Here is a 13,009-nt window from a genome sequence, read left to right as displayed (position 1 = left end):
CTTTGCTGAACCGTTGTTATGAACAAACCGACTCTTCCTGGCTTTCTCTTTAGCTTGCTGATGCTTTCCACCAGCGCCTCTGCCACGCAATATAATGTCTGGTATGAAAGCAACGGTGTGCGTACCGGCATGACGCAAACCCCTGATGAACAACCCGTGATGATTAGCATCGCTTTTCCCGGTCATGCGCAGTCAAATATTATGATTTCGTATAGCGCGAATGAAAAATGCACCAACAGTGCCAACACCTTTTCTTTGCCGGTTGATCACACCACTTTTGAGGTCGATTACCGCTGTACCCTAATCGATGAAAAATCGAGCGTGCAGCATTTCTCTATTACTGATGCCAAAGCCGTTGCTTACCTCTACGGAAGGTTACAGGCGGGATTTACCGTGATGCTGCAACGCAGCATCAAAGTTTATGTCGCTAATTTTACCTATCCAAAACAGGGTTCCTCACCCGATTTGTAAGACTTCTCCTCACGCTTTTAATCGCAAATCTTGCACATCCGCACGCTGACCGTTAGGGTGTGCAAAATTTTCTGACATCGCTGGATACACCATGACTTCTCACACTTCAAAAGATCCCTTGCACGGCGTTACGCTAGAAATGCAGGTGAATAGCCTGGTTGCGCATTATGGTTGGGTTGAGCTGAGCAAACGCATCAACATCAACTGCTTCAAAAGCGATCCCAGCGTGAAGTCCAGCCTGAAGTTTTTACGCCGAACACCTTGGGCGCGCGCAGAGGTTGAAGCGCTTTATCTCGCTTCGCTGGATGAAGTGGATGATGTAAAAGAGGATGAGCCGGATAAATCGGCTGAGGATCCTTGGTCGAACTGGCGCGGCAACCAAGAGTAATTGCGGGATAAAGACAAAAAGGGCTGGTTTAAAACCAGCCCTTTTACTTTTTAATTCGCGGCATCAGCAATGATTTATCATCCGCGTATCCGCATCATTAATTTTTACGCGAGATTACAGCGCCATGTCGTGTTGCGCGTCTGCCGCTTTATGCTCAGTGGCTGGGGCAGCTGGCGCGTCCGCGGTTTTGCCCGTCATGTTAATCACCGGCGGTTTGGTCAGTTGCAGCGTTGCTGCGGTGTCATCCCAAACGCTTTGCGCCAGTGCCGCATCGTCGTTCAGCTTTTTGCCGTAGCTCGGCACAAACTTGTGCACTTTTTCCTGCCACTCTGGCGTTTTAAACTGTTCTGGGAACAGTTTCTGAACCACGCTCAGGGCGATCGGTGCTGCAGTTGATGCACCTGGTGATGCACCCAACAGTGCCGCAACGGTTTTCTGCTGATCGGTCACAATTTCGGTGCCCAATTTCAGCACGCCGCCTTTGTCTGCATCTTTCTTGATGATCTGTACGCGTTGACCCGCCTGGATCAGTTTCCAGTCTTCTTTCTTAGCGTTTGGATAGTACTCTTTCAGCGCCTCGAAACGATCTTCTTCGCTCAGCATTACCTGACCAACCAGATATTTGACCAGGTCAAAGTTATCCAAGCCCACGTGCGTCATTGGCACGACGTTTTTGGTGGTGGTCGTGCTTAACAGATCAAACAGCGAACCATTTTTCAGGAACTTGGTTGAGAAGGTCGCAAACGGCCCAAACAGCACAACCTTTTTGCCATCCAGGAAACGTGAGTCCAGATGCGGAACAGACATCGGTGGCGCACCTACAGAAGCCTGACCATACACTTTTTGGTTGTGGCGGTTAGCCAATACTGGGTTTTCTGTTACCAGGAATGAACCACCGACCGGGAAGCCCGCGTAGTTATCCGCTTCAGGAATACCGGTTTTTTGCAGCAGCTTCAGTGCACCGCCACCTGCGCCGATGAAGACATATTTCGCATCAACCTCACGCTCTTCACCGCTCTTGCCATCTTTGATGGTGACATGCCAGGAGTTGTCGCCGTTGCGTTTGAAGTCGGTAACTTCAGAAGAGGTTTCCAACTTGAAGTTTTCATTCTTCTTCAGGCTACCGATCAGCTGACGGGTGATTTCACCGTAGTTGACGTCGGTACCTACTGGCGTCCAGGTTGCGGCCACTTTTTGTTGCGGATCGCGGCCTTCTATAATCAGCGGAGACCATTGCGCGATCTGCTTATGGTCAGTAGAGAATTTCATGCCCTGAAACAGCACAGTTTTCTGCAGTGCTTCATAGCGTTTGCTCAGGAATTCAACGTTATCACCCCAAACAAAACTCATGTGTGGCGTTGAGTTGATGAAAGAGTGTGGATTTTTCAACACACCGCTTTTCACCTGCGCAGTCCAGAATTGACGAGAAATCATAAACGCTTCGTTGATTTCCAGCGCTTTGCTGACGTCGATTGAACCGTCTGCACGCTCTGGCGTGTAGTTCAGTTCCATGTTCGCTGAGTGGCCGGTACCTGCATTGTTCCAGCCATTAGACGATTCCAGCGCAACACCGTCGAGTTTCTCAACCATGATCTGTTTCCAGTCCGGTTGCAGCTCTTCAAGCCAGGTGCCTAATGATGCACTCATGATGCCGCCGCCAATTAACAGGACATCGGTTTTTTCTGGTGTGGTTGCAGCTTGCGTGGCAGATGTCACTAATAAAGCCAATAGGGAAAGCGAAGGAAGTACTTTTGTTGATTTAATCATTACGGTCTGCAATTTAACGGTTGTGGTTAAAAAAAGTCCGCGAAGTTTAAAATATTGTTACTTATTAGTTGATTTGTTTTTAGTTAATTAATTAAAAAACAATGCCACTCATTTATTTAGTTACAAAATAATGTACGCTGTAATGCGTCACTTTCTTTGGTTAAGACGAGTCTTATCCCTGTTAAGCTGCAATGCAAGCCTATACTGATGAAGGTTCATCGCGTATGTTTCACAACGTTAAAATGAACTCACCCTTTTACTTTGAAGCATTGCCATGAACCCCTCTTTGCCGCGTAAACCGGGACGTAAACGTCCAATGAAACTTAGCACCCTGACCACGTTAATGATGGTGGCAGTGATCTTCACGGTGCTGCTTAGCGTTCATCTGCTCTATTTTATTCAGATAGATAATTTCACCCGCTCCCACGTCAAAGATAAAGCGCTGGCCGTTGCGCGCACCTTAGCTGACGATCCGCAAATCCAGCGAGGGTTAACACTATCTGCTGACCAGAGCATGATTCAACCTATCGCCAAAGCCGTACAAAAGCGCAACGATTTATTGTTTGTGGTGGTGACTGACATGAACGGCATTCGCCATTCGCACCCCAACACAGCCTTAATTAATCAGCGTTTTAAGGGCGCTGATTTGCTACCCGCCTTGGGCGGTCATGAAAATATCTCGGTCAATCACGGCACGCTGGTGGAGGCATTACGCGTTTTTACGCCCGTCTTTAACGCGCAGCATCAGCAAATTGGCGTGGTGGCGATCGGTATATCGCTTAGCGATGTGTCGGCGCAGATCTCTAAAAGTCGTTGGAATATCTTCTGGACCATTTTGCTTGGCGCTTCGGTGGGATTACTTGGCGTGCTCATTCTTGTCAGGCGACTGAAAGGTATTTTGCTGGGTCTGGAGCCTCATGAAATTTCCAGCTTGTTTGAGCAGCGTCAGGCGATTCTCGATTCGATCAAAGAAGGCGTGATTGCCGTTGATGAACAGGCGCGCGTTACGTTGATCAATCAGGCCGCGCAGCAATTGCTACGTGAAACAGCCATTGAAGCCCCGCTTAGCGGCGATCGCGTGCCCGAAAACTCCCTGATGCTGAATCATTTGCGAGACGCGCTGCATGGCGGCAAAGCCTGGCACGATGAAGAGTTGAACGTGCGGGGTCGGATCATGATCAGCAATACCGTGCCGGTTCGTAGCCGTGACCGCATTATTGGCGCAGTGTGTACCTTCCGTGACAAGACCGAAATCAGCCAGCTGATGCAGCGTCTGGACGGCATGGTAAACTATGTCGATGCGCTACGGGAACGCTCCCACGAATTTATGAATAAGCTGCATGTTATTCTTGGCCTGCTGCATATGAAAAATTATGCGCAGATGGAAGCGTACATTTTAAAAACCGCGAATAATTATCAAACGGAGATTGGTTCGCTGCTACAACGCATCAAATCACCGGTCATTGCTGGCTTTCTGTTAAGTAAAATAAATCGGGCCTCGGATCAGGGACACCGTTTGATGCTCAGCGATGCCAGTTCACTGCCTGACAGCGGCAGTGAACAGCAGGTGGCGGTATTGATTACTGTTATCGGGAATTTGATCGAGAATGCGCTCGAAGCGTTGGATCAACAACAGGAAGGTGAGATACACCTGCTGTTGCATTACCAGCGTGGTTGGTTGTCGTGTGAAGTGAGTGACGATGGGCCGGGCATCCCGGCTGAGATTGAAACCGCTATTTTCGAGAAAGGGTACTCCTCAAAAGGCGATGATCGTGGCGTGGGCCTGTTTCTGGTTAAACAGCAAACAGAGAGCCTTGGCGGGAATATCAGCGTCGAATCAGAACCGGGCGTGTATACCCAATTTTTTGTACAACTCCCGTGGGATAAAGGAAATAAAGTTTCATGATCAATGTGTTAGTGGTTGACGATGATGCGATGGTCGCAGAGCTGAATCGCTGCTATATCGGCCAGGTTGCAGGGTTTACTTGCTGTGGAACCGCGTCGACCTTACAACAAGCGAAAGATCGATTAATGCAAACCGATCCACCCGTGGATCTCATCCTGCTGGATATTTATATGCAGCAGGAAAACGGTCTGGATCTGCTGCCAGAATTGCGCAGCTCTCAGCGCCCGGTTGATGTCATTATTATCTCTTCAGCGGCCGATGCAGCGACCATTAAAACATCGCTGAACTATGGCGTGGTGGATTATCTGATAAAACCGTTTCAGTTTTCGCGCTTTGAAGAAGCGTTAACCAACTGGCGGCAAAAACGTGTGCAGATGGACAACCAACACTATTATCAGCAAGCAGAGCTGGATCAGCTGATTCATGGTAATCCTCCCGCCACCAACGAACAAAAGCGCTTGCCCAAAGGGCTTACGCCGCAAACGCTTCGCACGTTATGTCAGTGGATTGATGCGCATCCCGGAACGGAATTTTCCACCGATGAGCTGGCAACGGAAGTCAATATCTCGCGCGTATCTTGCCGTAAATACCTGATCTGGCTTGCTGAAATAAATATTCTGTTTACCACTATTCATTACGGTGCCACCGGCAGGCCGGTTTATCGCTATCGTCTGCAAGCTGAATATCACTCTTTACTCAAGCATTATTGCCAGTAAAACAGCTCAGCTGATAATGATGATCCAGCAGCTCAAAATTGAAGTGGCGTTGTGATGAGCAGATAACGCGCTGATCACGGGTGACGAAAATGGCTTCTATGTCAGCGTGTTCGGCAAGATACGCGATGCCCTTTTCGACACCCATGCCATACAACAGCGTGGTATAGATATCGCCATCAATTGAACGATCAGAGATTATGGTCACGCTCAGTAATTCATTGTTCAGCGGATAGCCCGTTTTAGCATCCAGAATGTGATGATAAATTTGGTCATTAACCTGGAAATAGCGCTCATACACGCCTGACGTCACCACTGATTTATTCACTACTGTGATCACACCAATCAACGCATCGGTTGCGGCAAAAGGCTTTTTGAGGCCAATCGCCCAACCTTGTTGATCAGCAGGCTCGCCCAAGGTTTGTACGTTGCCGCCAAGATTAATCAATCCGCGCGTAACGCCTTGCTGGCGCAGAAAGCCCTGCACGCAATCGGCAATATAGCCTTTTGCAATCGCGCCAAGATCAATCTCCATTCCCTCTTTCGCTAAAAATACGGAATGGGTTGATTCATCTATTATCACGTCATGCGGATCACAGCGCGTCAGACAAGCCGACAGTTCGCTTTCTGGCGGTACACTGTTGCCCTGAAAACCAATCTTCCAACATTTTACGACCGGGCCGATGGTGAAGTTAAAAATGCTACCAGGTAGTAAGCTGACTGCTTTGGCACAGCGAATCAGCTCGAAAACACGCGGGTTAACCTGAACCGGATGCTGACCTGCAGCCAGGTTAATATTCATCACTTCCGAGGGCGTGCGGTTTACCGTAAGCAGATTTTCCTGATGCTTGATTAAACGGAAAACATCTCTGGCCAGGGCTTCATTATGATCGAAGAGTTTGAGCTGAATGGGCGAGCCCATTAATACAGCGGAGTAAGCATAGACTGCGTCGCTTGTTGACATGATCGCCTCTGCTTAAGCGTTGAAAAGCGCTGTGCCCATATTGTCATGGGCACAGCTAACGTTTAACGTCGGGCGAAAGCCGCAGCGTTACGTCCCGCCAGAATACCGAAAATGATAATATCTGCCACCGCGTTACCGCCAATGCGGTTAGCACCGTGGATACCACCGACCACTTCACCCGCAGCCCAGGCACCGTTGATCACCTGTTTTTGGCTGTCCAGCACGGCGGTATCAGGATTGATCGTCACGCCGCCCATCGTGTGATGCACACCTGGCGCGATGCGAATCGCATAGAACGGGCCTTCATTCAGCGGATGGCGCAGCGCAGTAGTACGGTTGAAGTCTTCATCTTTCTGCTTAATCACAAACTGATTGTAGCGATCCAGCGTCGCTTTTAAGGCGTTTTGATCCATATTCAGCTTCACCGCCAGCTCTTGCACAGTTGGCGCGCTGTTCACGAATCCTTTGGCAATGTATTCGTCAGCGGCTTTATTGTTTTGACGAACCTGTTCATCAAAGATAATCCAGGCACTTTTTTCCGGTAACGCGATGATCTCTGCAGAGACTTTGTCGCGCGTTTCCATCTCATTGAAGAAGCGTTGCCCCGCCTGACTGACTAAGATGGCCCCGCCGCCACGAATGGACTCAGAAATCAGATAAGACGTGGTCTGCTCAACGGTAGGGTGTATTTGGATTTCGCCCATGTCCACGGTATCTGCACCGATGCGTTGCAACATAGCGATACCGCTGCCGGTGGCGCCTTTATGGTTCGTTGTAACAAAGCCATCCAGCTCAGGACGATACTGAACCACCATTTCGCGGTTTGCGCTGAATCCGCCCGTCGCCACAATCACGCTTTTCGCATACAGGATACGGCTGTCGTTGTACTCATCAACAACCTTCACCCCAGCAACCGCGCCGTTTTCATACAGGATTTCAGCGACTGACGTTTCTAACAGCACTTCAATGTTACGTTTATTAATGTTTTTCACCAATCCGCTGATCAAGAAGCCACCCACGGCAGAGCGGTCAGCAGGACGGTGCGTACGGTCAATACTCATACCGCCTGTGATGGTGATATCGTTCAGTTCGATGCCGTGATCAGCTAACCAGTCAATCGCTTCAGGGGCCAGTTCAACAAATTCTCTTAACAACACTGGATTGTTTTTGAATTTGCCGCCTTTAAGGGTTTCTTCATAGAACAGCTCTTTGCTGTCTTCAATGCCCCTGAGTTTCTGATAACGGGTTTCCGCTGCGTTCATGCCAACGGATGCTTTGATGGTGTTGCCCCCGATGGTAGGCATTTTTTCAATAATGACGACGCGCGCGCCTTCATCACACGCCTGAATCGCCGCAGCCAGACCTGCACCCCCGCTGCCGACAATCACCACATCATAGTTTTGTGGTGCCGCAGGATTACCGCCCTCCTCAATCACGTGCTCTTTGCTGGAGGTGGCCATGGCGCGAGAAACCGCTTTTTTCAACGCTTCACTTTGCGTAGTTGCCCCGGTGATGGCATCCACATGTGGGCTGTTTGCCACCAACATGCGGGTACGCAAGCTTTCAAAGGTGGTGGTGAAATCAACATCCAGCGAATCATCAGGCACCAGCGAAATATCGGTAATACGGTCGGTATCCAGCGTGACGTTGATTTTCAGCTTCAGCGCTTCCGCCTCAACTTTTTCCTGATAAACACCCGCTTTGTATTTGCGACCGCTGTCGCTGACGTCACGAATCATCGCGTCCACCAGCGAGAAGCGCCACAGCGGCTCAGGAATGTTCAGTGCCTCGCGCTGGGTGCTGTCGATGTAAAGTTCAAGCTGCTCATTATTGATAATGCGGTCAGCCCAGTTGGGATAGGCGATGCAGGCTTTACCCACCGCGACCAAATCAAAACCGTGTTCCAGCGCAGATTCTGCATCCGCTTTGTTCAACACGCCGCCGACACCGATCACCGGCACTTTCGCCAGCGTTTCAGAACGCATGGCGCGGAACTTGGTGATCAACGGTGTAGGGTCGCTGGTATCAACAATGGAAGGTCGCAGCAGCTGTCCGACGGAGAAATGCACATAATCCAGCCCGCGCGCCGCCAGTTTCTCCAGCAAATACATCGTGTCGTCAAAACGAATGCCGGGCACTTCGAGCTCTTCTGGCGAGAATCGATAGCCAATGATGAAGCCTTTGTGCGCGAAGCGGTCTGCCATTTTGTGAGTAATGTCGAGTACTTCCAGAGGAAAGCGGGCGCGATTGTCGCGACTGCCGCCCCACTTGTCATCACGCTGGTTGGAGTTTGGCGAGTAGAACTGCTGGATGAGATAAGTATTTGCGCCGTGAATTTCTACGCCATCAAACCCGGCCTTGATGGCGCGGTTAACGGCATCACCAAATTTGGTGATCATCACATCGACTTCTTCTGCTGTTAACGCTTGTGGCGTCGTCGCCCCTTCACGCGGTGCGGCGATGGCGCTTGGCGCTACCGGCTTTTTGCCGCCGATCAGCTCGGGTTCGACCATGCGGCCGCCGTGGTAAATCTGCAAAATGGCGAGTGAACCTTCCGATTTGATCGCGTCAGCAATGCGCTTTAATCCAGGTATTTTGTTGTCGCTATCAATGCCGATAGCGCCGGGAAACGCAGGGCCTTTGGTGTCAATAAAACAGCATTCAACGATCACGGTACCAATGCTGCCTGCGCGGCAACGATAATATTCCACTAATTCGCTGGTGACGGTTCCATCATAAAAACCGGTGCAGGTCGTCATGGGTGCCATGACAAGACGATTTTTAAGCACGGCACCGTTTGGCAGCGTAAGAGGATTGAGGATCGGGGTGAGCGTATTCATTTATGATCGACTCCAAAAATTAAAAAACCTTGAATTCTTTTGCGGACGCTATTTCTCAAAGAATAAAGTGGTCCGATGTCATGCTGTAAATATACCAATTTCTTTAGCTATATAATCGATAAATTTAGTTTTTTAACTTTTTAATTATTTGGAGTTAATTATTGCTTCTTTGCTAAAATAATATTTTACTTAATTGTTAACCATAGGTTGACAAAAATCAACCTTTCATTTACAATTTAAATATATACTTATAAAACAATAAGTTATAAATAAGTAAGACCATACAAAAATAAAGTTTCCGGCTAACCTTAGCCTGCAATAGATTTAATGCATCTAAAATTCACGTTATAAAGAATGAAGCCTGTTAAAAAAGAAAACGTCATTAATTATTTCTTGATCTAGATCAAAATCATTAATTATATAAATCGCAAAATATTCTCATCCACCCAATAAAGAGCTTCGCAGCAATTGGGAAATAAAAAATGAAATACTTCACCTGTCGCGATTAAACCGCTAAATAATCAGAAAAGAAACTAAAGTAAATGTTAGCGAACTATCGTGGCGTAAACCGCATCCTTATCAACTTGTAGACCAAAACTATGAAACCACTATCAACGATGAGTGAACCCCCAAAAGCAGCACCTGCTGCAACCGGGCAAAAAAAACGCTATATCATGTTGTTTCTTCCTGTCTTAGTCGCTGTTCTGTTACTCCTCGTTCCGGTCCCTGCGGGACTTGAACCTCACGCCTGGCATTTCTTTGCTATTTTCGTGGGCGTCATTATCGGTTTGATCTTTGAACCGCTGCCCGGCGCGGTCATTGGGTTAACCGGTGTGGTGGTCATCGCCCTGTTTAGCCAATGGCTGCTGTTTAGTCCGGCAGAACTGGCTGATCCGACATTCAAAACGGCAACGCAAGCCTTTAAGTGGGCGGTCAGCGGATTCGGCAACTCAACCGTCTGGTTGATCTTCGGTGCCTTTATGTTCGCTGCGGGTTATGACAAAACGCAGTTTGGTCGTCGACTGGCGTTGATTTTAGTGAAGTACCTGGGACGTCGCAGCCTGACATTGGGTTATGCGATTACCTTCGCTGACCTGCTGCTCGCACCGTTTACGCCGTCTAACACCGCACGCAGCGGCGGCACTATTTATCCCATTATCGCTAACCTTCCTCCGCTTTACGGCTCTAAACCCAACGACCCAAGCGCCCGTAAAATTGGCTCTTACCTGATGTGGGTTGCTATCACTGCCGCATGTATCACCAGCTCTATGTTCTTATCCGCCTTAGCTCCTAACCTGCTGGCGCTGGCGCTGGTAAAAAGCATTATTGGATTTGAAATCTCTTGGGGAACCTGGTTCCTGGCCTTCCTGCCGCTGGGTATCTTGCTGATTTTAACCATGCCTTTACTGGCGTACTTGTTCTATCCGCCAGAAGTCAAAATCAACGATGAAGTACCGCGCTGGGCCAGCAGTGAACTGGAAAAACTGGGTCGTCTGTCACGCAACGAAATTCTGTTACTGATCTTCGTCGTCTGCGCACTGCTGATGTGGATTTTCGCAACAGCATGGATTGAACCGGCTATGGCTGCGCTGCTGGTGGTAGTACTGATGCTGTGGACCGGCGTCCTGAACTGGAACGATATCACCAGTAACAAACCGGCCTGGAACACCTTTGCCTGGTTTGCCACGCTGGTCGCGTTAGCGGATGGTTTAGCACGCGTTGGATTTATCGCCTGGCTGGGTAAAGAAGGTGGGCATTTGCTGAGCGGCTTCGACCCACAAGTCGCGGCGGTAATGCTCATGATCGCCTTCTTCTTATTGCACTACCTGTTCGCCAGCACCACTGCACATACCACCGCGTTGTTACCCGCCATGTTGACCATCGCGGCCTCAATTCCAGGTATCAACATGCCCGTCTTCTGTCTAATGATGGTTACGTCGTTGGGTGTGATGGGCATTATTACCCCATACGGCACCGGCCCAAGCCCGATTTATTACGGTAGCGGCTACCTGCCAACCAAAGATTACTGGCGCCTGGGCACTATTTTCGGTGCTATCTTCCTGGCCGCCATGATGCTGATTGGTTATCCGTGGATGGTGTGGATGTTCTAAAAGCGCGATACAAAAGCGTGTAGATCAACGGCTTGTATTATACCATTCCAACACTTGCCAGCCCGTCGTCTCCTCGGCGGCTGGCAAGATAATAAAAGATTTCATTCTGCCAATGGTGTTGTTTCTTCTGCGACAAGAGAGAACGAAGCAGCAGATCATTAAGTGAGCATAAAATGTCGAATAAGCCTTTCTATTATCAGAACCCTTTTCCACTTACCCATGAAGAAACTGAATATTATCTGCTGAGCAGCGATCACGTTTCAGTTGCCGAATTTGATGGTCAGGATGTATTGAAAGTCGATCCTCAGGCGCTGACCCTGCTGGCCCAACACGCGTTCCATGATGCCTCCTTTATGTTGCGTCCTGCGCATCAGCAGCAAGTTGCCTCAATCCTGCACGACCCGGAAGCCAGCGAAAACGATAAATATGTGGCGCTGCAGTTTTTGAAAAATGCTGAGATTGCCGCCAAAGGTATTCTGCCCACCTGTCAGGACACTGGCACCGCGATCATCATGGGTAAAAAAGGTCAACGCGTCTGGACCGGCGGTGGCGATGAGGCCGCGCTGTCGCAGGGCGTTTACAACACATTTATTGAAGACAACCTGCGCTATTCACAGAATGCTGCGCTGGATATGTATAAAGAAGTGAATACCGGCACCAACCTGCCCGCGCAGATTGATCTCTACAGCGTGGATGGCGATGAGTATAAATTCCTTTGTATTGCAAAAGGTGGCGGTTCGGCCAACAAAACGTATCTCTATCAAGAAACCAAAGCGCTGCTTGCTCCGGGCAAGCTGACAAATTATTTGGTCGAAAAAATGCGTTCGCTGGGCACCGCAGCCTGCCCGCCTTATCACATCGCGTTTGTGATTGGCGGCACTTCCGCTGAAAGTACCCTCAAAACCGTGAAACTGGCCTCAACGCATTACTACGATTCTCTGCCCACTGAAGGTAATGAGCACGGCCAGGCATTCCGTGACGTGCAGCTTGAGCAGGAATTACTGGAAGCGGCGCAAGGTCTTGGTTTAGGCGCACAGTTTGGCGGCAAATATTTTGCTCACGATATTCGCGTGGTGCGTTTGCCGCGTCATGGCGCATCCTGCCCGATTGGCATGGGCGTATCCTGCTCTGCCGACCGTAATATCAAAGCGAAGATTAACCGCGACGGTATCTGGATTGAAAAACTCGAAGACAATCCCGGCCAATATATTCCCGCAGAACTGCGTCAGAAAGGCGAAGGCAATGTGGTTAACGTTGACCTTAATCGCCCGATGAATGAGATTCTGGCCCAGCTTTCTGAATACCCGGTTTCTACCCGCGTATCGCTGTCCGGCACCATCATCGTGGCGCGTGACATTGCTCATGCCAAGTTAAAAGAGCGTATCGATAACGGTGAAGGTTTACCGCAATACATCAAGGATCATCCGGTCTATTACGCGGGCCCAGCCAAAACGCCAGAAGGCTATGCTTCAGGTTCGCTTGGCCCAACAACCGCAGGTCGCATGGACTCCTACGTTGACCTGCTTCAGGCGCATGGCGGTAGCAAAGTGATGCTGGCAAAAGGCAATCGCAGCCAACAAGTGACGGATGCGTGTCATAAGCACGGCGGCTTTTACTTAGGCAGTATTGGTGGCCCGGCAGCGGTGTTGGCTCAGCAAAGTATTAAAAGCCTGGAATGCGTTGAATATGCAGAACTGGGAATGGAAGCGATCTGGAAAATTGAGGTGGAGAACTTCCCTGCCTTTATTCTGGTCGATGATAAAGGCAATGATTTCTTCCAACACATTGAGCGCAATCTGTGTGCGAAATGCGTTAAGTGAAGGAATGAAGCCGATGCTGTCTAAACGTC

The 13,009-nt window shown here is 49.4% G+C and carries 9 protein-coding genes; 6 read left to right on the top strand and 3 right to left on the bottom strand.

Features of this window, described 5'->3' with window-relative positions; translation table 11 throughout:
- The first annotated feature begins 18 nt into the window (after window positions 1-18).
- Window positions 19-471, top strand: coding sequence for a hypothetical protein (locus tag ACF2G4_RS20015; protein ID WP_409076035.1), 453 nt, complete (start codon window positions 19-21; stop codon window positions 469-471).
- A gap of 91 nt (window positions 472-562) precedes the next feature.
- Entirely contained in the window at window positions 563-859 is a 297-nt protein-coding gene (locus ACF2G4_RS20010) for a VF530 family DNA-binding protein (protein ID WP_409076034.1), read from the top strand.
- 114 nt (window positions 860-973) lie between these two features.
- Here ACF2G4_RS20010 and mqo read toward each other — a convergent pair whose 3' ends face one another.
- Window positions 974-2,626 (bottom strand): malate dehydrogenase (quinone), encoded by a 1,653-nt coding sequence (mqo, locus tag ACF2G4_RS20005; RefSeq protein ID WP_409076033.1) that lies wholly within the window; start codon window positions 2,624-2,626, stop codon window positions 974-976.
- Window positions 2,627-2,900: 274 nt separating this feature from the next.
- Here mqo and ACF2G4_RS20000 point away from each other — a divergent pair, with 274 nt between their 5' ends.
- The gene (locus ACF2G4_RS20000; RefSeq protein WP_409076032.1) at window positions 2,901-4,532 is read left to right on the top strand and encodes a sensor histidine kinase; all 1,632 of its coding nucleotides are present in this window, start codon (window positions 2,901-2,903) and stop codon (window positions 4,530-4,532) included.
- Window positions 4,529-5,248 (top strand): two-component system response regulator DcuR, encoded by a 720-nt coding sequence (gene dcuR / locus ACF2G4_RS19995; protein WP_215848644.1) that lies wholly within the window; start codon window positions 4,529-4,531, stop codon window positions 5,246-5,248. Before ACF2G4_RS20000 ends, dcuR begins: the two co-directional genes overlap by 4 nt.
- Here the strand turns inward: dcuR and ACF2G4_RS19990 are convergent.
- Both ACF2G4_RS19990 and ACF2G4_RS19985 read right to left on the bottom strand, forming a co-directional pair.
- Entirely contained in the window at window positions 5,229-6,209 is a 981-nt protein-coding gene (locus tag ACF2G4_RS19990; RefSeq protein WP_409076031.1) for an FAD:protein FMN transferase, read from the bottom strand. The two genes, dcuR and ACF2G4_RS19990, sit on opposite strands and share 20 nt — an antisense overlap.
- A gap of 62 nt (window positions 6,210-6,271) precedes the next feature.
- Window positions 6,272-9,049 carry a flavocytochrome c gene (locus ACF2G4_RS19985; RefSeq protein ID WP_215848642.1) on the bottom strand — a complete coding sequence of 926 codons (2,778 nt, stop codon included), beginning with the start codon at window positions 9,047-9,049 and terminating at the stop codon, window positions 6,272-6,274.
- Window positions 9,050-9,648: 599 nt separating this feature from the next.
- On the opposite strand from ACF2G4_RS19985, the gene ACF2G4_RS19980 reads away from it, so the two are divergent.
- A complete protein-coding gene (locus ACF2G4_RS19980; protein ID WP_243079186.1) occupies window positions 9,649-11,160 on the top strand; it encodes an anion permease in 1,512 nt (503 codons plus the stop codon).
- 173 nt (window positions 11,161-11,333) lie between these two features.
- Complete coding sequence (fumA, locus tag ACF2G4_RS19975) at window positions 11,334-12,980, top strand: class I fumarate hydratase FumA (protein ID WP_409076030.1); 1,647 nt, start codon at window positions 11,334-11,336, stop codon at window positions 12,978-12,980.
- Window positions 12,981-13,009 lie beyond the last annotated feature (29 nt).

It is taken from the genome of Pantoea phytostimulans (assembly GCF_046118715.1).
GTDB lineage: Bacteria > Pseudomonadota > Gammaproteobacteria > Enterobacterales > Enterobacteriaceae > Pantoea > Pantoea phytostimulans.
The sequence above is the reverse complement of the archived record's forward strand: the minus strand, read 5'-3'. Positions and strand labels throughout refer to the sequence as shown.

Excerpts from the sequence above, each read along its gene's own strand:
- ACF2G4_RS20010 (WP_409076034.1), top strand. The coding sequence starts at position 563 with ATGACTTCTCACACTTCAAAAGATCCCTTGCACGGCGTTACGCTAGAA.
- mqo (WP_409076033.1), bottom strand. The coding sequence starts at position 2,626 with ATGATTAAATCAACAAAAGTACTTCCTTCGCTTTCCCTATTGGCTTTA.
- ACF2G4_RS19990 (WP_409076031.1), bottom strand. The coding sequence starts at position 6,209 with ATGTCAACAAGCGACGCAGTCTATGCTTACTCCGCTGTATTAATGGGC.
- ACF2G4_RS19980 (WP_243079186.1), top strand. The coding sequence starts at position 9,649 with ATGAAACCACTATCAACGATGAGTGAACCCCCAAAAGCAGCACCTGCT.
- ACF2G4_RS19985 (WP_215848642.1), bottom strand. The coding sequence starts at position 9,049 with ATGAATACGCTCACCCCGATCCTCAATCCTCTTACGCTGCCAAACGGT.
- ACF2G4_RS20000 (WP_409076032.1), top strand. The coding sequence starts at position 2,901 with ATGAACCCCTCTTTGCCGCGTAAACCGGGACGTAAACGTCCAATGAAA.
- dcuR (WP_215848644.1), top strand. The coding sequence starts at position 4,529 with ATGATCAATGTGTTAGTGGTTGACGATGATGCGATGGTCGCAGAGCTG.
- ACF2G4_RS20015 (WP_409076035.1), top strand. The coding sequence starts at position 19 with ATGAACAAACCGACTCTTCCTGGCTTTCTCTTTAGCTTGCTGATGCTT.
- fumA (WP_409076030.1), top strand. The coding sequence starts at position 11,334 with ATGTCGAATAAGCCTTTCTATTATCAGAACCCTTTTCCACTTACCCAT.